Here is a 20,258-nt window from a genome sequence, read left to right as displayed (position 1 = left end):
CGTGGAGGGCCTTCGCGACAAGGCCCTCCACGGCTGGTACCCGAGGTCAGACGTCCGCGACGTTGTACTCGGCGCTGCAGCCCCAGAAGCATTCGACCCAACCTGTGCGGTAGGTCTTGTTCTCGGTCGTGAAGTAGTCGCTGAACCTGTCCGTCTGGTTGTTCCGGTTCAGCTGAGCTTCCACCTTGCGGTCGGCGCTGATCTCCGTGCAGGAAGCTGAGGCACGGTACTCATCGGGCGCGTTGTTGATTACGGTCGTGCCCTTCCAGGCCGTGCAGGTGGTGGCCGACGCCGGCGCAGCCGCCATCGCGGCGCCAGCCGTGAGCACCATGAGACCGGCGAACATCGCCGATCCGAGCTTCTGTGCGATTGCCTTGTTCTTGAGCACTGAGAGTCCTTTCCATCGTTCCTGAGCGGACATTGGTGGTGCGACGCCATCAGCGCCGATACACAACGTAGGCAGGCACGATTGCAAGAAACTTGTGCGCGGCTTGCAGAACCATTGATTCCTGACGGGCTGGCTATGCGGCCGGCACTTTGTCCATCAGCTCGAGCATGTCCGCGCTGTTGGGCATGCCGAGCTCGGTATAGATGGCGTGGGCGTGCTCGTAGTGAGTTCGAGCCAGGTCGAGATCGCCAAGACCTCGGTGCGCGTGGCCGATGCCGGCCTGGGCGCGGGCCTGCTGGTGCCGTGAACCGCCCTCGGTCGCGACGGCGAGCGCCTCGGTGTGGTAGCTCAGGGCGGCGGCCGGGTCTCCGGTGACCTGGGCGACCTCGCCGAGGCCGTTGAGGGAGCATGCCAGATCGTTCCGCTCGCCGATATCCTTGTAGTGCGCGACGGCCTGCCGGAAACACTCACCGGCCGGCCCTGGCTCGCCGAGGCGAAGGTGCAGCATTCCGAGCGTGTCAAGGGTGTGGGCCCTGTTCATCCGGCTGCCGAGCTCCTCGATGATCGCCAGGGACTGCTGCGCATGGTTGATGGCGAGCGAGTATCGCTCCAGCTCCAGCTCCGCGTTGGCGAGGTTGTTCAGGACTACGGCCTCGCAGTTGCGAGCACCAAGTTCCCGCACGATGGCGAGCGCTTGATGCTCGATCTCGGCGGCCTCGGCGTAGTCGCCTATCCGTTCCTCGACTATGCCGAGGTTGATCAGCGCGACCGCCTCGCCGAGGTGATCGCCGCCCTGTCGAGAGAGAGCAACGGCCTGGTGGTGATCATCGAGCGCATCGTCGTAGTTGCCGAGCCGACAACTGATGATGCCACGCCCGCTCAGTGCGAGGGCTTCACCCCCTGCGTCTCCGAGCTGGCGGAACAGAGCCAGCGCCCGCTGCAGATGGTCGGTAGCGGTCCCGTACTTGGTCACCCTGGTGTAGCCGACGCTGACCTGGCGGAGCGCGTGCGCCTGACCGGCTAGATCACCCGCGCGTTCAGCGGTCCGCAGGGCGTGTCCGTTGATGGTGAGAAGGTCGGTGAGGTGGGTGTCGCCCAGGTAGCGGTGCAAGATCCGGGTGAGGCCGACCACGTAGCCGGACAAGTCGTGCTCGGCGGCGTGCTCCGCCGTCGCGATCACGCAGAACCGTTCGGTCTCCAACCAGGCCCGAGCGACGTCCGGCCTGGTCAGATCAGGGGTCCGGACGCCGAGTGTGTTGGCATCAGGTCGGAACGACGCCTCCGCCGGGTACAGGGTGTCCGTTGCGGAGACCGCCGCCGCCTCGTAGTAGGCGAGCAGCCGTTGCGCTGCCGACCCCCGATCCCCGTCGGTGTCCTCGGTGACCGTCAGGTGGGTGGCGTAGGCGCGCAGAAGGTCGTGCATGCCATAGCGGCCGACGCCGACCCGATGCAGCAGGTGCGCGCTGACGAGCGACTCCAGCACCCGGCGAGCTGCATTCGGCGCCAGGCCGGTCAGGGCCGCAGCCACGTACTGGTCCAGGTCAGGGCCGGGATGCAGGCCCAGCCTGCGGAACGTGCGTGCCACCTGCTCGGGCAGGTGCTGGATCGACCAGGACAGCACGGCGTGGACCGCCGCGTACGGATCGCCGCCAGGATCGAGCAGCTCGAGCCGCTCCTGCCGGTCGGCGAGGTCGGCCACGGTCTCGGCCAGTGGCCTGTCCGGCCGGGACGTCGCCAGCACCGCGGCGACCCGCAGCGCCAGCGGAAGCCGCGCGCACTGCTCGGCAAGCGTCGCTGCCGCGTCCGGCTCCGCCTCGACCCGTGACCCGATCATCCGGTGCAGCAGGTCCACCGCCTCGACCGTGGGGAACAGATCGAGATCGACCTGATGAGCACCGTGCACCGCGACCAGGCCGGCCAGGCTGTCCCTGCTGGTCACCACTACCGTCGACGAACCGCTCCCGGGCAGCAGCGGCCGCACCTGGGCCACGTCGCCTGCGTTGTCCAGGACGATCAGCATCCGGCGCCCGGCCAGCTCGGTCCGGTACCGGGCAGCACGCTCGTCACCGTCCAGCGGGATGTCGCGCTCGGGTACGCCGAGCGTCACCAGGAATCGGGCGAGCGCATCCGTCGGCCGCATCGGCTGGTCCGGGTCGTACCCGCGCAGGTTCACGTAGAGCTGCCCGTCGGGGAAACGGTCGGCGACCCGGTGCGCCCAGTGCACCGCGAGCGCCGTCTTGCCCACCCCGGCGGTCCCGCGAATCGCGGCGATCTCTACCCTCCGAATAGCCCGGTTGTTCGCGACGTCGGGCAGCAGGAGTTTGTCGAGACGCCGCAGACCATCGGCTCGCCCGGTGAAGCCGGCCACGTCGAGGGGTAGCTGCGCCGGTCGGTGCGACGGCTCGGCCGAGGCAGTGGAGGCCGCTGTCGAGGTACGGCGTGCCGCGCTGCCCGTGCGCGAGCCGCTCGGGGCGACCGGGGTAGACGCCGATGGAGTCAGCGGCGTCGCGAGCTCCGGATCGTGCCGCAGGATCCGCTGATGCAGGTCACAGAGCGCCGACCCGGGATCGCTGCCGAGCTCGTCGGCCAGCCGCTCCTGGACGAGCCGGAAGTGCGCAAGCGCGTCGGACTGCCGGCCGCACCGGTACAAGGCAAGCATCAGTTGCCCGGCCAGTCGTTCGTCGAGCGGATGGGTCTCGGCCGCGGCTGCGACGTCGGGCAGGATCCGCGCGTGCTCTCCCCGCCGCAGCAGCAGGTCGTGGTGATCGAGCCGGGCCGCCTGGAGTTCGGCCTCGAGCGTCACGCAGAGGGAGCGCAGCCATTCGCTGTCCAGGTCGAAGAACGGCTGACCCTGCCAGAGGGCCATGGCGTCCTGCCACAGAGACTCGGCGGTGTCGTCGGCGGCGCACCGGGCCTGCGTGATCAGGGCGCGGAAGTGGTGGAGATCCACTGCGGCCGCATCGACCTCGAGCACGTAGCCGCCCGACCGACGAGTCGGCACCGGGCCGCCTGCGGCGCCGAGCACGGACCGCAGCCGCGAGATGTAGCTGTGCAGGGTCTGCCGCGCACTGCGCGGCGCCGTCGTGCCCCAGACCCGCTCAACAAGCTGGTCGGACGAGAGAGGTACGCCCGGCTCGACCAGCAGCGCTGCCAGCACGGCCCGTTGGCGTGCCGTGCCGAGCGGGATCGGTCCGTGCTCGCTCCGGGCGGACACGTGACCTAGAAGCTGGAATCGCACCATCGTCTCCCTGCCTCGGCGTAGGGCACCTGGAGGCAGAGATTAGTCGGCGGTGAATGAGACGTAACGGCAATTGCGGCGTCGTGCACAGGCTTGCGGTGGCCCGAGCGCGGGTGGTAGCACCATCACCACTGCCTACGCGAGCCGCCTCATCGCGCGGCGGCGGGGGCCTCGGCGTCGGCGTCACCAGGAACCCGCACGGAAGCTTGAGGCGTCGGAGCCTCCGCCCCGCCGAACGCCCGCGGCCGCCACAGGATGACCGCCAGCATCAGCGGCAGCATCGGCGTCAGGTGCCGCACGTACGACCCGTAGTCGGGCTCGAACACGCTCTGCACGACGGTCAGGCTCAGCACCAGCGCCACCAGCCGCGCCCAGCGCGGGTCGGTCCACGACTCGGCCGACGACAGGTGCACCGCCCGGGCGAACATGAACCACAGCACCAGCAGGAAGACGGCGACCACCAGGTAGTACGGCGAGAGTCGCAGGAACAGCGGTAGCGGCACCGCGAACGTGACGAGCACTATCGCCGAGTTGAGGAGGCTCCCGACGGGACCCTCCAGGTCGAAGAACGGCTCGATGAGGGTGCGCGTGTCCACGTCGCCGATCCGGACCTCGTTGACCTTCGTCCGGTAGAAGTCGAGCTCGACCCCCAGATAGTTCTGGAACACGACGGAGAGGACGACGAGCGCGGCCAGCGCGGTGCCGATCATCCTGCGCACCGAGAACCCCCGCGCCATGACCACCCGGAACCCGATGTAGCCGCCGATGACGAGATACCAGTAGTCGCGGAACTCGTGGGCGTAGTACGCCATGGCACCGACGAGGACGAGCTCCGGCCAGGGTCCGCGGCGTCGCCACAGCGCGATCAGCGCGATCGGGAGCACGAACACGTCCTTGGAGTACGTACCCACGTAGACGACGGCGAGAACTATCGCGCCCGCGATCAGCGCGAGCGACATGAGGCCCGCGTTCCCGATCCGCCCGCGCAGGGAGAGGAGCAGCACGGCCACGAAGAGCACGTAGCCCAGCATCGCCGCCCACATCGGCTGGTCGGCAAGGCCCAGCGCACGGTAGATCGCGCCGACCGTGCTGAAGGACTTGTCGGAGTCGTAGCCCTGGTAGCCGCCCGCGATCGTCGCGATCTTCTTGCTGTCGTACAGGAACCGGGCAGGTATGAACGGGCTGCCCAGCAGCACGTAGCAGGCGCTGCCGACCAGGAGCAGCGCCACGAGCACCTGCTTGATGGTGCGGTCGGGGTCGACCTCGCGCACGGCCACGGTCCGATCGACCGTCACGGCACCAGCGCTCCGCCGGTGGCCTTCGCATACGCCTCGACGACGCCGTCGTGCAGGGCCGACTCGTCCATCTCGCCGACGAGCCGGTCGCCGGACGCGATCATGCGGAGCCGCTGTTCCGGGTCCGCGACGGCGGCGTGGGCGGCGAAGGCGGCCTCTGCCGGGGTCCGGGCAGTGGTGAGGTAGGTCCCCTCGAACGCCGGGATCTGGCGGACGACGGTGGGCAGGCCCACCCGGGCGGCGTCGAGCACGCTGATCGGGAACCCCTCGTACGCGGCGCAGTGGAGGTAGACGTCGGATGCCGCCAGCTCGCGCATGACGTCGTCGGCGGTGAGCCAGCCGGTGACCTCGACACCCGCGTCCCGCAGCTCGCGCACGAACGCCTTGTCGCCGTCGCCCAGCCAGCGGAAGGACAGCCCGAGGCCGGTCCGGTAGGCGTACCGCGCCGTCTCCGCAAAGAAGCGCGGATCCTTCTGGGCAACCACCCGGCCGACCATCGTCACCGTCCTCTGGTCCCCCGCCGCCGCGCCGGAACGGGCCCCGGCCTCCCGGACCGCGGCCGACGACGGCGCGTTGGGGATGCGTACGACGTCTCGCACGCCCATCGACAGGGCGAGGCTCTCCTCGCGGCGGCTCACCGCGGCGACCACCGAACCGTTCGCCGCCAGCGCCCGCTCCAGGACCCGGACGGCGCCGCGCACCGGCGCGGGGAGGTCTGCCCGCTCGAAGTAGTAGCAGTGCGGCTGGTAGACGACGGGCACCGGCAGCCTCCGCAGGCGCGTGTACAGCCCGGCCCAGCTCGAGTGCGCGTGCACGACGTCGGGCGCGACAGCGTCGACGACCTGGCGGACCGCCCGCACCCGGGCCGATATCCCGTCCGGAAGCTGAGCGGCGGTGCGGTAGACACCGCGGCCGTCAATGCTCTCGATACCGGTGGACAACAGATGATGTTCGGCCTCGGGAACCAGTTCCGTAATGCGGTCGATCGCACGGCCGACGCCGCCGGAATACCGGTCCGTGACATGCAGAATTCGCAACTGCGCCCCTCCGCTGCGTGCCATAATCCACCCCGAAAAGGACATATATCCCTGCGGGCGCGGTTCAACCGAACGTCAGTTAGATTACCAACGGAAACTCAGGTAGGCGCGGGAACGAAACCCGATATGCGACTCTGCCCGACCCTGTAGGAAGCAAATCGGCAGGACGCAAATCGGCGCGCTTCTCGGCCGACCGAAACCGAACGATCGTGCATCATCAGGGGAACGCGTTGAACGTTACCGAATACCTCCGGATCACCCGTGAGCACTGGGCTCCAGTAGCTGCTGTCGCGCTTGCCGGAATCATGCTCGCCAGCTTGTTCGCGTTGACCAGGACCCCTGCGTACACGACTTCCTCGCAGGTATTCGTGTCGTTCCACGGGGCCGAGTCGACGTCCGAGCTGGCTACGGGCACCAGCTATGTCCAGCGCCGCGTCGTGTCGTACTCGAACCTGGTGCGGAGCCCCCAGGTGCTCGACCCGGTGATCGTGGAGCTGGGCCTCGACACGACGGCCGGCGAGCTCGGCACGCGGGTCCAGGCGGCACCGGTGACCGACACGGTGCTGATCGACATCACCGCCACCGACGCCGACCCGACCGTTGCCGCGCGGATCGCGAACACCGTCGCCGAGAGCCTCGCGGAGCGCGTCGACGAGCTGGAGACCCCGCAGCAGACCGTCGACTCCCCGGTCCAGCTGCAGATGGTCCGCGAGGCCGCCCCGCCGGGCTCCGCGAGCTACCCGAACATCCCCGTGATGATCTTCGTGGGCTTCCTCCTCGGCGCGGCCCTCGGGATCGCTCTCGCGGTCCTGCGGGAGATCGCCGACACCCGGGTGCGGTCGGAGCAGGACGTGCGTGCCGTTACCGACTCGTCGGTCATCGGCGCCATCACCATGGACGACGAGGCGGAGAAGAACCCGTTGGTCGTCCAGACGAGCCCGTACCACACGCGGTCCGAGGCGTTCCGGAGGCTGCGGACGAACCTGCAGTTCCTTGATCTGGACGGCGGCCCGCAGGCCTTCGTCGTCACGTCGTCGGTGCCGGACGAGGGCAAGACGACGTCCGCGATCAACCTCGCCATCACGCTCGCCGACGCGGACTCGAGGGTCCTCCTGATCGATGCCGACCTGCGTCGTCCCTCGGTCGCCGGATACCTCGGCATCGAGGGGTCGGTGGGGCTCACGACCCTGCTCATCCAGCGGGCCACCATCGAAGACGTCATCCAGCCCTGGGGCTCCGCGGGCCTCTTCGTCATGCCGTCGGGCGCCGTGCCGCCGAACCCCGCAGAGCTCGTCGGCTCGAAGGCCATGGCGCGGCTGGTCCGCGAGATGAGCGAGCAGTTCGATTACGTCATCATCGACACCCCGCCGCTGCTGCCCGTCACCGACGCGGCGCTGATCGCCCGGATGACCAGCGGTGTGCTCATGGTGGCCGGCGCCGGCCAGATCCGCCGCGAACAGCTGCGGCAGTCGCTGGCGAACCTGTCGACGGTCAGCGCCCGGGTGCTCGGGATAGTCCTGAACAAGGTGGGCCGCAGCGCGGACGCCTACCGCGCGAGCTACGGCTACGAGTACCAGCCGCGCACCGAGGACACCGGCGGCAGGTCCGGCAAGAAGGGCCGCGGCGCCGGCAAGAAGAAACCGGCGCGGGTGGCACACGTGGCACAGCCGGCGCAGGTGATGCGGCCCGCGCGTCCGGCACCGGTCCAGGAGCCGACGGCGGGCGCCCGGTCGGCGGACCCCGCACCTGCCGAGCGCACGGCAGAGCCGGTCCCGGTCGCCCAGCCGGCACCGCCCGTCGGACCCAGGCCTGCGGGCCAGCCCGCGGAGCGCGCTTCGGTCACCGCCGACAGCGGACCGACGAACGGCATCCCGCCGCGCCGGTCCACGGTGCCGCGGATCCCGCGGATCGCCCCCGTCTGGGCTCCGGTCCGGAGCGACGACGCGGGCTCCGGCCTCGCCCCGACGAGCAAGCTGCAGGCGGTCCAGGTCTCTGACGGCTCCCTGAGCACCCAGAACGGCCCGGGCAACAACTAGTTGTCGTTCGAGATCGGCACCGCGACCAATCTCGTCAGGCGATGATCCGGGCGGGCACGCCGACGGCGGACGCGTCGTCCGGGACGTCGATGAGCACCACCGCGTTGGCGCCGATCCTGGCCCGGTCGCCGACGCGTACCGGCCCGAGGACGCGAGCACCGGCGCCCACATAGACGCCGTCGCCGAGCACGGGGTCGCCGTCCTGCCCGGTCCGTGAGCGGGCGGCGCCCAGCGTGATGCCCTGCTGGATGCGGGCGTCGCGGCCGACGACCACGCCGGGACCGATGACGACGCCGGTCGGGTGCCACAGCACCAGCCCCGGTCCGATCCGCGCCGACCAGGCGATGTCCGCGCCGGTGATCGCGTGGTTGACCTGCTTGAGCACCGAACCGAGCACGGGGACGGAGCTGCCGGCTCGCGCGGAGGCGCGGTACAGGAACGTCGCGAGGAAGCGCAGCGTGAGGACGGTCGGCAGCACACCGGCGGTACGCGGGCGGCGCGGGTCGTCGCTCGTCCGGTTGGCCGCGAGGTCCGCGAGCAGGCCGAGGGGCCGAGTGTCGGCGGTGCCGTGCGCGGCACCGCAGCGTGCGGTGTCCTCCGTCGTCTCGTGAGTCGTCTCGTTCGTCGTGTCATGCGTCATCGCGTTTCGACCAGGCCTTCCGTCATCGAGTCGGCGGGGCGCCCCAGGCCCCAGCGTGCGCGTCCGACGGCGCGCGTCGCGGCGCTGATCGCCGCGCCGAGCCGGTCGCTCCCCGCCGTCCAGTCGTAGGCCGCGACACGCTCGACGGCGGACTGCCGCAGCCGGTCGCGGTAGCCGCCGTCCGCCATGATCCGGGCCGCCGCCGCGGCGAGGGCTGCCGGGTCGCCGGGCGGTACCACCACGCCGTTGCCGAGGTCGCGCACCACCTCAGCCTGACCGGGCACGTCGGTCGCCACCACCGGGAGGCCCGCGGCCGCTGCCTCGATCACCTTGAACGGTGAGGTGCCCCGCGCACTCGCCGTGACGGCGCCACGGGTCGCGAAGGCGAGGGTGGCCCCGCCCAGCACGCGTGCGACGTCCGCCCGGTCGAGCGTGCCTCGCCACTCGACGCCGTCGGCCCGGGCGGCCAGCACCCGCTCGCGTTCGACGCCGTCGCCGACCACGACGAGCCGCAGCCCGTCCGGCCAGGCCGGCTGCCGGACGGCGGCCACGAGGTCACCGATCCCCTGCCACGGCGCGAGGTTCCCCACGAAAACACAGTAGGGCGGCTGTTCAGGGGCACGTCGCGCGGCGGCGAACAGGCCGATGTCGGCGCCGTTCTCCAGGACCGTCACCTCGTGGGCGGGCCGGCCCGTCACCTCGACCACCCAGCGCGCGATCCCCGCGGAGGGTGCGACCACCCGGTCCGCCACGACGAGCGGGCGCAGCGCCACCCACCGTATGAGGCGGGATCTGCCGATCCACGGGTGGACCGCCTCGACCTCGGCCAAAACACCCTGCGCGCAGACGACGGAGGCCCCGCCCCGCAGCCGCGCCGCGACCAGCGCCGGCAGCGCGAACGGGTGCCAGCGCACGACGACGAGCCCGTGCCGCGGCTGCCGCACGGAGTCGAGCAGCAGCCGGACGAGGCGGGCGAGCCGTCCGCCGGAGCGCCCACGCCGGGCGACCACGCGGTGGGGCTCGATCCCGAGCGCGGCGAGGCGCTTCAGCGTCCCGTCCAGGTGCACGCCGGCGGCTGCCGACTCCGCCGCGCCCTCGAGCCACACCAGGGTCGTCCTGGGTCCTGCGTCCACGTGCTGCCTCCTGGAGGTCTCCTGTGCGGGAGGGTTCATGGGCCCGCCCCCTTCCGTGAGAGCAGGCGTGCGCCGCGCAGCAGCACGCCCAGATCCGTCCGGAGCCTGCGCCACAGCAGGGCCTGCAGCGCGACGGCGCCGGCCCAGACGAGCAGGCCCACCGCGAGGGTGGGCCACGAGCCCAGGTCGGTCAGGCGGCTCGCGACCAGCCCGGCGGCCGCGGCGCCGATGCCGTGGCTCACGAAGGCGCGGACGCCGTTCCAGAACAGCGCCCGCGCGGGCGCCTCGGTGACCCGGCCGACCCACCACAGGCCCAGCGGCCACACCACCGCCGTCGACGCCGCATAACCGAGCGCTGCACCGGTCATGCCGAAGAAGCTGCCGCCGCCGATCGCGAGCAGCACCACCGGCCTGGTCACCAGCGTGAACCGCAGCAGCGCACCGGTCCGCCCCGCCGACTGGAACACCCAGCCAGGGGCGAAGCCCGCGGCCTCGAAGACGCCGCCGACCGCGAGGATCGCGAAGGCCGGGGCGGCCGACGACCACCGCTCGCCGAGCACCACGTCGACGACCGGTCCGGCCAGCGCGGCCGCCAGCATCAGTGCGGGGACGATCGTGTGCAGCAGGATCGTCTGACCGAAGAGCAGGAACTCGCGGTAGCGCGGCGGGTCGTCGTGGACACGGGAGAGCACGGGGAGCGCCACCCGGTTGGCCGGCCAGGTGGCCTGCCGGATGGGTAGGGCCATGAGCTGGTACACGCGGCTGTAGAGGCCGGCGACGCCCGCGCCGAACCGGACGCCGAGGATCGCGGTGTCGATGTTCCGGGTGGCGTAACCGAGCAGCTGCGCGCCCAGCAGGTTCGAGCCGTACCGCACGAACGGGCGCACGGAGACGTCCCGCCGCGGCAGGCCGGGGACCCACCGGCCGGCGGCGATCACCCCCACCGACATCACGAACGCTGCGACGAGCTGCTGCGCCACCAGGGCCCAGTAGCCGCCGCCCGCCACGGCGACCAGGATCGCCACGCACAGCCCCGCGACCGGCCCGGCCACGTCCGCGACGGCGGCTGCGCCCAGGCGCATCCCGCGTACAAGGCTCGCCCGGTGCTGCGTCGCCACGGCGTTCAGCAGGAAGCTGAGCGAGACCCAGCGGGTGACGTCCGTCAGCTCCGGCTGGCCGTAGAAGGCCGCGACCAGCGGCGCACAGGCGATACCCGCACCCGTGAGCACCGCACCGATCAGCGTGTTCAGCCAGAAGAGATTGTCGCGCTCGGCGTCGGAAAGGGTCTTCGCCTGGACGGCGGCATTGGCCAGCCCGAAGTCCCGTACCGTCTCGGCGACGCCGACCAGAGCGAGCACCATCGCCAGGTAGCCGAAGGCCTCAGGGGCCAGCAGCCGCGCCAGGACCACTATCGAGACCGCCTGGACGCCGACCTTGAGCAGCTGGCCGCCCATGGTCACGGCGCCGCCCCGAGCCGCCTGTCTGCCGAGCGGAGCCGGGTCCGTGCCGACGGACGTCCCGCTCACTGTCGCCGGCCGACGAGATGTGGCACTACCTTGCGGTACGCCTCCGCATGACGCCTGCCGATCAGCTCCCAGTCGCGCTCGTCCAGGTGGGGCCGGGTCCCTCGCTCGCGGGTCATCCGCGCGACGGCCATCGCCCGCAGCAGGTCTGCCGGCTGCAGCACGCCGTCGTACATGATCACCCAGCCCTCGCCGACCTCGCGGGCGAGCCCGTCGGTCGCGGCGCTGCGCGGCACGAGCACCGGCCGGCCGAGGGACAGCGCAAGCAGGGCGGCACCCGAGTTGTGCATCTCCTGATAGGGCAGCACCACGAGCTCCGCGCGGCGCACCTCCCGCGCCAGCACGTCGTCGGGCACGAACTCCAGCCTGGCCGCTATCCGGTGGTCCGCCGCGGCGACCGCCGTGATGTGCTTCGCGAGCGCCGCGTCCTCGGACCTGCCGACGATCGTCAGGCGCATCGTCGGGTCGTTGACCGCGCGGAACACGTCGAGCAGCCGCTCGATCCCCTTGTAGCGGCGGATCAGGCCGAACTGGAACAGCCGCCCCGGCTCGGGCCGCGTGCCGGGGTCGGGCGGGAAGACGGACCGGTAGTGGCCGTGCGGGATGGTCGCGTTCCGCACGCCGGGCGGCAGCGGTGTTGTCGGGTTGAGCCTGATCCACAGCACCGTCCGGCGGTCGAGCGCCTCCAGGAACGACCGCTCCAGGCGGTCGCCGGACTCGTGCGGTGCGACGTTGTGCGCGGTGCGCACGACCGGCGTCTCGGTCAGCTCGAGCCGCAGCAGGAGCAGGTAGGCGAGCAGCACCTTGACGAACCGGCCGACCGGCGTCCGCTGTCGCACGAGGAACTCGGGCCAGTGCACGTGCAGCACGTCGTACGCGCCGAGGATCGCGCGCGGCCACGAGAACGTGAGGATCTGGATCTCGGGCGGTGCGCCGCCGATCATGTGGTCGACGTACTGCGTGGTGCCGTTCGGGGCGGGCAGCACGTGGAGCACCCGGATCCGGACGCCGACGGCGGTCTCGACGTCCGAGAGGTCCGCGGGGTCGTCACCCTTGCCCATGCCGCTCCTTGAACGCACCATTCCCCTTTCCCGCTCAAAACAAATGCCCACCTATCGCCCCGAGGAAATCGGCGAACCAACCGACCGGCAATAGTTTTAAATCGTATTGCCGTGGTTAATGGCGCGCATCCGGGCGATCAGTAGGCACCGCTCGGCGCGAACACTTCGCGAGCGGTCCGCAGCATGATTCCGATGTCGCCCAGCAGGCTCCAGTTCTCCACGTAGTAGAGGTCCAGCCGCGTGCCCTGGTCGATGGTCAGGTCGTTGCGGCCGCTCACCTGCCACAGGCCCGTCAGCCCCGGCTTCACGAACAGCCGACGCCGCAGCGCGTCGTCGTACTGGGCTACCTCGAGCGCGACCTGCGGCCGGGGGCCGACCAGGCTCATGTCGCCCTTGATGACGTTCAGCAGCTGCGGGAACTCGTCGAGGGAGTACTTGCGCAGGAACCGGCCGAGCGAGGTGACGCGCGGGTCGTCCTTGCGCTTGTAGTAGATGCCCACCTCGCCGTCGAGCACGTCGGTGAGGCTCTCCTCGGCGTCCTGCCGCATCGACCGGAGCTTGTAGAGCGTGAACGGCTTGCCGTTCAGGCCGATCCGCTGCTGCCGGAACATGGCCGGCCCGGGGCTGGTGAGCCGCACGCAGAGCGCGAGGAGGAGCATCGGGACGGCGACCACCGCCGCGATCAGCGTCGCGACGACCAGGTCGAACACGCGCTTCATCGCATGCTGGAGGCCTGTGTAGCCGGGCGGCGAGACCTGCACCACCGGAACGCCGTCCACCGGCGTGATGAGCATCCGCGGGCCGGCGACGTCTGCCAGCGCAGGGACGACCACGAGCTCAGCACCCGTGACCTCGAGGTCCCACGCGAGCTGCTTGAGCGCCGCGGGGGTCGCGCTGTCGGACGCCGTCACGGCGACGACGTCGACGTCGATCGTGCGGGCGGCCTCCGCCGCGTCCTCGACGCGGCCGAGCACCGGGACGCCGTCGACGGGCGACGGCACACCGGCTCCGCCCGGTATGCAGATGCCCACCACGAGGAAGCCCGCCTCGGGCGAGCGGTCGACGCGACGGCAGAGGTCGAGCACCGCGTCCCGCCCACCCACGATCAGCGTGCGGCGCTGGAAGCGTCCGTGCGTGCGCTCGGCGTGCAGCCGCGCCGCGAGCACCCGGCGTCCGATGGCGAGAAAGATCAGGCCGACCGGCAGGGTCACCGCCACGTACGAGCGGGCGAGGTCGAACTTGACGAGGTAGCAGACGATCGCGGTGAGGCCGAAGAGCGCGAGGGAGCCCCGCGCGACCCGTACGTACTCCTCGCGGCCCGAGCCCAGGATGCGGGGGCTGCGCGCACCGGCGAGGCCTATCGCGATGACCCAGGCCTCGGCGAGCGCCACCGAGATGAGCACGTACTGGCCGCCCCGCGGCTCGAAGAGCTCGACCTGGACCTGCCGGTCGAAGCGGAGCACGTAGCCGAGGGTCACGGCCGCCACCACTGCCACGATGTCCACGAACAGCGCGCGGTCGGTGACGATCTCCTGCCATGGAGCGGCCGGGCCCTTGCGCGGAGCCGGCGCGGTCATCGACGCGGCGAGCCGCGCCGCCTCGTCGTCCAGCTCCTTGAGTGCGGCTGCTTCGCGATCGACGTCGGCGGCGTTCGGGTGGTTCTCGACGGTCAAGGCACACTCCCCCTGGACAGGTACATCGAGGCTGGTGCACTGAGTACGGCCGCGCGCTGCGCCTCATCCAGGCGGTGAGGTGCGGTGCACGGCCGATCGGAAGGCCGCGTACTGATGGCCCTGGAGGATCAGTTCTGGCGGGTCCGGATCCGGCTGACGACGATCGCGGCCACGCCGGCGACGACCAGCCCACCGGCGATCGCGAGGTACGGGAAGCTCGTCGGGCCGGTGGCGACGATGCTCGTCCGGCTGTCCGCACCGCCGGTACCCGCGCCGGCGTCCGGCCCGTCCGCACACTCGGTGACGACACACGGGTGCTCGCCGTGGTCGGCGCCCGCCTGGTCCGCGTACGCGGCTCCAGCCGGCGCCAGCACGACCACCATGGCGATCACCAAAGCACTGATGAAGCGTCGAAGCATTGCCCTGTCCCCTGGATAGTGACTTTTGATCAGCCGGTCGGCGTCACTTTCCGACGGACACTTCAGCAGGTCGTGTACCCGGTGTCGTACGAAGAATGACATCGCCGTCCTGGTGCTTCCCAGTGATAATTGCATAGGTCACAGACACTGTCTCGCCAGGGTGAATTTCAATGTCGTCAAATGCCCTGGACAGTCCTTCGTGCTGCTGCGGCGAAATCCCAGTTTTCTCCGAGTTTTCGGACGCGTCGAGAACGGCGCCACCGGCGGGTGCATAGACGATCGAACGGAGCCGGATCAGGCCCGGCTCGCTCACGTCCTGACCGGCCAGGTAGTCCGGCGGCGAGCCCGCACCAGGCTCCCCGACGCGCGACGTGTAGGCGACGCTCACCTCGAGCTCGCGCGCTCCGTCGGGCCTGGCACCCCGCTCGACGACGTCGATCGCGGTGTCGAGGTAGTAGCCGACCTTGGCCGTCTGCAGGCCCTGGGTGAAGACGCCGACCACCGGCCGGGAGCCGTTGACCCCGCGCAGCCCGCCGTCGAGGACCGTGCCCTCGAGCAGGTGCGCCTCTCCCTGGTGCGCCGACCACACGAGCAGCCGACCCTCCCGCGCCGCGGCCGCCAGGGCGTCGACCATCCCGCCGGGCTCACCGGAGCCCTCGGACAAGGACGTGAACGCCGACTCCGCGAAGTCGGCGAAGATCAGGTCGGCGTTGTCCGGCGTCTCCGTGAGGTAGATGCCGTTGACGAGATAGCTCACCAGCTCCTCACCCAGCAGTCCCCCACCGGCCCCGCCCGGGGTGGACCCGTCGGCCTCCAGGAGCGCGGCCAGCGCGGTGGGGTCGACGGACAGCACGCCGTCCACCAGCTGCCCCGTCTCGCGCTCCCACATCGTGCGGGCCATCTCCGCGGCCCGCGGGAAGTCCGGCGTCGACGTGACGTTCTGCATCCAGCCACCGACCGCCTCGTCGAACATCGCCTCCTCGCCCTCCATGAGCTCGCCGGGGGGCGGCACGAAAGGCCCCACCTGGCTGGCGTGCATCTGGTCGGTGAGCTCGATCCTGCCGCGGTCTGCGTGCAGCACCAGCACGGTCCCGACGACCCCGCCCAGCGCCCGCGGCTCCGCGTTGTTCTGCACCAGGACGAGGTAGTCCCTCGGCTCGTCGGCCCCCAGCATCGGCGGGATGAGCTGCGCCGCGCGGGCCGCCGTCGCCGTCGACATGCGCAGGTCGCCGAGCTGCCCTTCCAGGTTGGAGACGGCGGCGGACACCTGCGGCAGCATCGGCGACCGGTCGATCTCCTCGACGCGCTGCTGCGCGTACCCGACGGACTGGTCGGCCCGCCGCACGTCCGGCGCGACACCCTCAAGGGGCGTGAGGTCCACGCGGCCACCGTGCGGCGCGAAGGTCGCCGGGTCGACCACCTCGACGACCGACGCGAGCTGCGGGAGCGGACCCTGCGCGAGGCGGTCGACCACCGCGGCCATGGTCGCCACCGCTTCCACCGTCGGCCCGACGCCGGGCAGCCGGCTCGCCAGCGTCCAGTGCGGGCCCACCGTCGCCGCCTGGGCGTCGGAGGCATGGCTCTGCAGCTCGGCCACGGTGGTGTCCAGGTGCTCGATGCGGCCGGCGACGGCGTCGGCCTGCAGCGTGGAGACGCCACGGGCGGCCTGGGTCAGCGAGTCGCGGGCCCGCAGGGCGTCGAACGCCACCCAGGCCACGAGGACCGCGAGGGCGACCAGCAGCCCCGTGACGCTCAGCACGACGATCTTCAGACTCCGGCGCCTGTGCCGTGTCCAGTACACCCGCCTGGGCAGCGGCGGCTTCTTCCACGGCGCCGGCGCGGGAGCCGCGGGACGAACCCTCGTGACCGTGGCGAGGCCACCGGCTCCCGGCGCGGGAAAGTCGCTCGTCCCGGGCCTTCTGAGGGGCAGGACCTTGGCGCCCTCGTCGACGCCTTCGCCCGCCTGGGTACTTCCCGCCTGCGTACTTCCTGCTTGTGTACTTCCTGCTTGCGTACTTTGAGAAGGGCTGCTCACGGGCGAGAACACCGGTGCGTCCGCCCACTTGCCGCCCCATCCAGGATGTGTCACCAGACCCCCTGATGGCTATGTCCGCACGATCCGCGTCACGTTACCTGCGACCCGTCAAGAGGGCACGGCAGAATTCACCCTCACGCTTTCAGGGGGTGCATTAAGGGGTGATTTAACTTGTAAAGAACCGAAAAACCGGTCAAGGCAAAGTAATGCATGCTTAGAATGGCGCCGGACTTACCAGACTTTTCGAGAGGGGCGTCCCTCATGTCACTTACCGTGCTCGCCGTCTGCACGGGCAACATCTGCCGCTCACCCGCCGTCGAGACGTTGCTGCGCAGCGTCCTCGACTCGTCCGTCACCGTCGGCAGCGCCGGGACCCACGCGCTGGTCGGCCACCCGATCGCCGAACCCATGACAGAGCTCCTCACCGCCGGTGGTTTCCCGCCCGGCCAGTTCGCCGCACGGCAGCTGACCAGGGAGCTCGTCGAGCAGGCAGACCTGATCCTCGCCCTGACCCCGGAGCACCGCACCCGGGTGGTCGGGTCGGTACCTTCCGCCGTGCACCGCACCGTCACCGTCGCCGAGCTGGGGCGGCTGTCCAGCACCCTGCCCCCGGGCAGCGTCTTCGGGCAGGACGACGCCGCCCGGCTGGCCACCCTCGTGCCCGCCGCGCTCCTCGAACGGCCCCACCACGTCGGCCGGCACCACGACGACGAGGTGATCGACCCCTACAGGCGCTCGGCCGACACCTATCGCCGCAGCTACGACCAGATCCTCGACGCGCTGACCCCGATGATGGCGGCGCTCCGCGCCTGACCGGCACAGTTCACCCGCGGTCACACCGCACACTCCGACGGGCCTGCCGAGCTCTTGTCCGTAGACTGGCGGCGTGCCAACGATCCGCTCCCTGCTGGCCCACCCCGAGGAGCGCCGGCCCAGCCCGCCGGCTCCGCGCGCCGACCTCTTCCGCGTCTTCGGCGCGGGCATCGTGCTGTTCGCCGTCGGGCTGATCGTGACGCTGATCCTCCACCTCACGGGGCGGGGCGGCCTGGAACCCGTGTGGATCTGCGGTACGGGCATGGCGCTCGGCGGGCTCGGCCTGCTCTGGGCCCGCCGCCACCGGTAGGCTCGGCGCTGATCGCGACGGCGCGCTCGAGTCAGAGCGCGATTCGGTAGACCGCTGCCGTCGCGTCGGCAGCCCAGTGGTAGGCGGGCATCGACGCCTCACTGCACCGCCGACCCCGCCGGGCGGACTCGCCGGCCGGCACCCACTGGTAGGTGCGGTGCGAGGCTTCGGTGGCCACGATCCGAAGGGTCACCTCGCGTCCGCAGTTCACACAGATCCCGTGCGGAGTGGGCTGCAACGTCTCATCGGACGGAGAAGGAGATGTGGGTGCGCGTGCGGGCCGAGCCACGGTGGTGTCGGCTTCGGAGGCGAAGTCCTCCTGTGCGTCGTGGCCGACAGCGGTGACGTTCACCGCACACCCGCCATCGTGCGCAGTACCTCGACCACGCCGTGCTCGGTGACGCTGCCGCACACCTCGCCCGCCGCAGCCTGGACCGCGGCCGGGGCGTTGCCCATCGCGACCGCCCGGGCTGCCCACTCGAACATCGGCAGGTCGTTGTGCCCGTCACCCACCGCAACGGTGTGCTCCGGAGCGACCCGCAGGCGACGTCGGACGGCCTCCAGGCCGCTCGCTTTCGACAGACCAGCCGCGGTCAGGTCGAGCCAGTCACCCGGCTCTGTGGTGGAGCCCAGCGTGACGGTCACGTCGAACCAGCGCAGCTCGCGCGCCAGCCGTCCGACGCCGGGCGCGTGCACGACGGCGCGGGTCGTGGGCGCAGCCCACAGGTCGCGTGCGCGCCCCGTGGGCGCAGCCCACAGGTCGCGTGCGCGCCGGACGACGCGCTGTCGGCCGTTGAGCAGCCCGCCCGGGAACGGGTCGTTGACCCGGTAGCCCTTGCCAAGGACTTCGGTCGCCAGCAGCACCTCGGGGATCAGGTCGACGGCCCGCCGCAACGCGGGACCGGCGTCGAACCGCACAGCGTCCTCGATGACCAGACGGCGCCCGCTGATCCGCACGGTCACCGCGCCGTTCGAGCAGACCACATGACCTCGGCGCAGCCCGAGACGCTTGATGATCGGCGCCACCCCGACCAGGGATCGTCCCGTCGCGATCACCAAGTGGTGGCCTGCCGCGAGAGCAGCCCGAACCGCGGCCACGGTCACATCCGGGATACGCCCGGAATGGGCGAGCGTGCCGTCGACGTCCAGCGCGACCAGGTGCGCTGCGGTGGCGAGTGGCGTCGGCGGTGGCGCGGTCGCGGTCTTCTGGGTCACGGTCGTCTCCCGTAGGGCGGGTCTTGGAGTGGCCCGACGCCGGGCGTGCGTTCGACGTCGGGCACGACCCAATCTCGCCTCTGCAAGGGGGACGTAGTAACCGCGTTAGCAGGTCACTTGAGAGACACTTCAACTGTCCACGGGCTTCCGTGGGAATCTGCTTCAGGCGCGCGCCGTCAGCCCAACCAGGGTTGCGTTCGTGATGTGTCGAGCGCGTGCGTGATCCTGAGCCTGATCGCCGGGTGGATGTTCAGGGCGTCGAGGCGGTCGAGCGGCTGCCAGATCACCTCGGACGACTCGGACGACGTCCGTGCTCGACCACCCGTGACAACTCCGGTCAGGCAGATCGAGAACTGCGAGCGAACCTCGCCGTCGGAGTAGGCGACTATGTGGTTCGGATCGGTGTAGATGCCGACCAGTCCGGTGATCTCGACGTCGTAGCCCGACTCCTCGTTGGTCTCACGGACCGCAGCCTGGGGGACGGACTCGCCCGGCTCCATGGCTCCGCCGGGGATCGTCCAGAGATCGTTGTCCGTGCGGTGGATCAGCAGGATCCGATCTGCCTCGTCACGGGCAATCACACTCACAGCCGGGACGATTGAATTCGGCGTGGGGGCCAGCGGGTCGTTGACGTAGTCGATGCGCGCCATGCCCCTCACCCTTTCACGAGGTGCCGAGCGGCGTTCCGAGGTCCCAGACGCGCTCGAAACTGTCGCGATACATGTCGAACATGTCGCGCTCCGGGTCACGCTGCAGATGCAGCATCGGAGCCAGGTAGCCGGCGATGCCGAAGACATGCGGGGTTACGAGCATGTCTTCGTCGTAGACGAAGATCGAGTTGTACAGGGTGGTGCGATGGAGACGGAACTCGACGTTCGGTTCGCCGAGGAGCGGCTCGTAGTACGCCAGCGCCGCGCGGATGCGAGCCGGGACAGCTTCGTCGACGCCTTCTTCCTCGCCCCGCAGAGCGGCCTCCGGGCTGTTGGGATCCCCGAGGAGGATACGGACGCGGACACCGTCCTGGGCCTTGCGTCGCATGATCTCGATCGAGGACGGGTTCTGCTCGGGGATGAACAGGATCGCGTGCCCGAGCAGCGCGATATCGCTGGTCGCTTCGCTCAGGAGGCGGAGCCAGAGATCGGTGGGAGATGCGGCGCGGTGCGGGTACAGCGCGACGACCTCTGGATGGATCATGGTGCTGACACCCGTGGCGGGCCAGATCTCGTCCACGGTGACGCCAAGTGCCTCGGCGACCAGGGCCGCTGTTCGAGGACGTGGCCTTCGACCTTGGCGCAACCAGCGGTCAACGGTCTTGGGGTCGACGTCGACAAGCTGTGCCAGATCCGCAGCGGTCAGGCGCCGGGCCGCCAGGAACTTCGCCAGGGGGTCGTTGACCCGGTCCATCAGTTTGGGCACTGACAGGACGGTACTGGACATTCGAA

Annotated in this window: 18 protein-coding genes; 3 read left to right on the top strand and 15 right to left on the bottom strand. The window is 70.6% G+C overall.

The window, feature by feature from the left end; translation table 11 throughout:
* Positions 1 to 46: 46 nt before the first annotated feature.
* From AB0F70_RS20675 to AB0F70_RS20660, 4 genes are all read right to left on the bottom strand, one after another.
* The gene (locus AB0F70_RS20675) at positions 47 to 388 is read right to left on the bottom strand and encodes a hypothetical protein (RefSeq protein ID WP_357452529.1); all 342 of its coding nucleotides are present in this window, start codon (positions 386 to 388) and stop codon (positions 47 to 49) included.
* Positions 389 to 521: 133 nt separating this feature from the next.
* Positions 522 to 3,602, bottom strand: coding sequence for a tetratricopeptide repeat protein (locus AB0F70_RS20670; RefSeq protein WP_357452526.1), 3,081 nt, complete (start codon positions 3,600 to 3,602; stop codon positions 522 to 524).
* Positions 3,603 to 3,775: 173 nt separating this feature from the next.
* Positions 3,776 to 4,921, bottom strand: a complete 1,146-nt coding sequence (locus AB0F70_RS20665) for a hypothetical protein (protein WP_357452523.1) — start codon at positions 4,919 to 4,921, stop codon at positions 3,776 to 3,778.
* Positions 4,918 to 5,862, bottom strand: coding sequence for a glycosyltransferase (locus AB0F70_RS20660; protein WP_357452520.1), 945 nt, complete (start codon positions 5,860 to 5,862; stop codon positions 4,918 to 4,920). The genes AB0F70_RS20665 and AB0F70_RS20660 overlap by 4 nt, the downstream gene beginning before the upstream one ends.
* 305 nt (positions 5,863 to 6,167) lie before the next feature.
* Between AB0F70_RS20660 and AB0F70_RS20655 the strand changes: the two genes are divergently transcribed.
* The gene (locus AB0F70_RS20655; protein ID WP_357452517.1) at positions 6,168 to 7,994 is read left to right on the top strand and encodes a polysaccharide biosynthesis tyrosine autokinase; all 1,827 of its coding nucleotides are present in this window, start codon (positions 6,168 to 6,170) and stop codon (positions 7,992 to 7,994) included.
* A 34-nt stretch (positions 7,995 to 8,028) separates the two neighbouring features.
* On the opposite strand, the gene AB0F70_RS20650 is transcribed toward AB0F70_RS20655, so the two are convergent.
* The 7 genes from AB0F70_RS20650 to AB0F70_RS20620 form a co-directional block, all read right to left on the bottom strand.
* Positions 8,029 to 8,634, bottom strand: a complete 606-nt coding sequence (locus AB0F70_RS20650; protein WP_357452514.1) for a serine acetyltransferase — start codon at positions 8,632 to 8,634, stop codon at positions 8,029 to 8,031.
* Entirely contained in the window at positions 8,631 to 9,806 is a 1,176-nt protein-coding gene (locus tag AB0F70_RS20645; RefSeq protein ID WP_357452510.1) for a glycosyltransferase family 4 protein, read from the bottom strand. The genes AB0F70_RS20650 and AB0F70_RS20645 overlap by 4 nt, the downstream gene beginning before the upstream one ends.
* Positions 9,803 to 11,293, bottom strand: coding sequence for a lipopolysaccharide biosynthesis protein (locus tag AB0F70_RS20640; protein ID WP_357452507.1), 1,491 nt, complete (start codon positions 11,291 to 11,293; stop codon positions 9,803 to 9,805). The genes AB0F70_RS20645 and AB0F70_RS20640 overlap by 4 nt, the downstream gene beginning before the upstream one ends.
* Positions 11,290 to 12,351 (bottom strand): glycosyl transferase, encoded by a 1,062-nt coding sequence (locus AB0F70_RS20635; protein ID WP_357452504.1) that lies wholly within the window; start codon positions 12,349 to 12,351, stop codon positions 11,290 to 11,292. The genes AB0F70_RS20640 and AB0F70_RS20635 overlap by 4 nt, the downstream gene beginning before the upstream one ends.
* 137 nt (positions 12,352 to 12,488) lie before the next feature.
* Positions 12,489 to 14,024: a sugar transferase gene (locus AB0F70_RS20630; RefSeq protein ID WP_357452501.1), complete on the bottom strand. Its 1,536-nt coding sequence runs from the start codon at positions 14,022 to 14,024 to the stop codon at positions 12,489 to 12,491.
* Between the two features lie 128 nt (positions 14,025 to 14,152).
* Positions 14,153 to 14,443, bottom strand: a complete 291-nt coding sequence (locus AB0F70_RS20625) for a hypothetical protein (protein WP_357452498.1) — start codon at positions 14,441 to 14,443, stop codon at positions 14,153 to 14,155.
* Between the two features lie 43 nt (positions 14,444 to 14,486).
* A complete protein-coding gene (locus tag AB0F70_RS20620) occupies positions 14,487 to 16,202 on the bottom strand; it encodes a DUF4012 domain-containing protein (protein WP_357452495.1) in 1,716 nt (571 codons plus the stop codon).
* 537 nt (positions 16,203 to 16,739) lie between these two features.
* Between AB0F70_RS20620 and AB0F70_RS20615 the strand changes: the two genes are divergently transcribed.
* Both AB0F70_RS20615 and AB0F70_RS20610 read left to right on the top strand, forming a co-directional pair.
* The gene (locus AB0F70_RS20615) at positions 16,740 to 17,291 is read left to right on the top strand and encodes a low molecular weight phosphatase family protein (protein ID WP_357452492.1); all 552 of its coding nucleotides are present in this window, start codon (positions 16,740 to 16,742) and stop codon (positions 17,289 to 17,291) included.
* A 73-nt stretch (positions 17,292 to 17,364) separates the two neighbouring features.
* Complete coding sequence (locus AB0F70_RS20610; RefSeq protein ID WP_357452489.1) at positions 17,365 to 17,601, top strand: DUF2530 domain-containing protein; 237 nt, start codon at positions 17,365 to 17,367, stop codon at positions 17,599 to 17,601.
* Positions 17,602 to 17,632: 31 nt separating this feature from the next.
* Here AB0F70_RS20610 and AB0F70_RS20605 read toward each other — a convergent pair whose 3' ends face one another.
* From AB0F70_RS20605 to AB0F70_RS20590, 4 genes are all read right to left on the bottom strand, one after another.
* Complete coding sequence (locus AB0F70_RS20605) at positions 17,633 to 17,779, bottom strand: hypothetical protein (RefSeq protein WP_357452486.1); 147 nt, start codon at positions 17,777 to 17,779, stop codon at positions 17,633 to 17,635.
* A gap of 170 nt (positions 17,780 to 17,949) precedes the next feature.
* A complete protein-coding gene (locus AB0F70_RS20600) occupies positions 17,950 to 18,816 on the bottom strand; it encodes an HAD family hydrolase (protein WP_357452483.1) in 867 nt (288 codons plus the stop codon).
* Between the two features lie 176 nt (positions 18,817 to 18,992).
* Complete coding sequence (locus tag AB0F70_RS20595) at positions 18,993 to 19,466, bottom strand: NUDIX domain-containing protein (RefSeq protein WP_357452480.1); 474 nt, start codon at positions 19,464 to 19,466, stop codon at positions 18,993 to 18,995.
* A gap of 13 nt (positions 19,467 to 19,479) precedes the next feature.
* A complete protein-coding gene (locus AB0F70_RS20590; protein WP_357452477.1) occupies positions 19,480 to 20,253 on the bottom strand; it encodes a helix-turn-helix transcriptional regulator in 774 nt (257 codons plus the stop codon).
* Positions 20,254 to 20,258: the final 5 nt, after the last annotated feature.

Source organism: Promicromonospora sp. NPDC023805 (assembly GCF_040639635.1).
In the GTDB taxonomy this organism is placed as follows: Bacteria; Actinomycetota; Actinomycetes; order Actinomycetales; family Cellulomonadaceae; genus Promicromonospora.
This window is presented reverse-complemented; position numbering and strand designations above follow the sequence as displayed.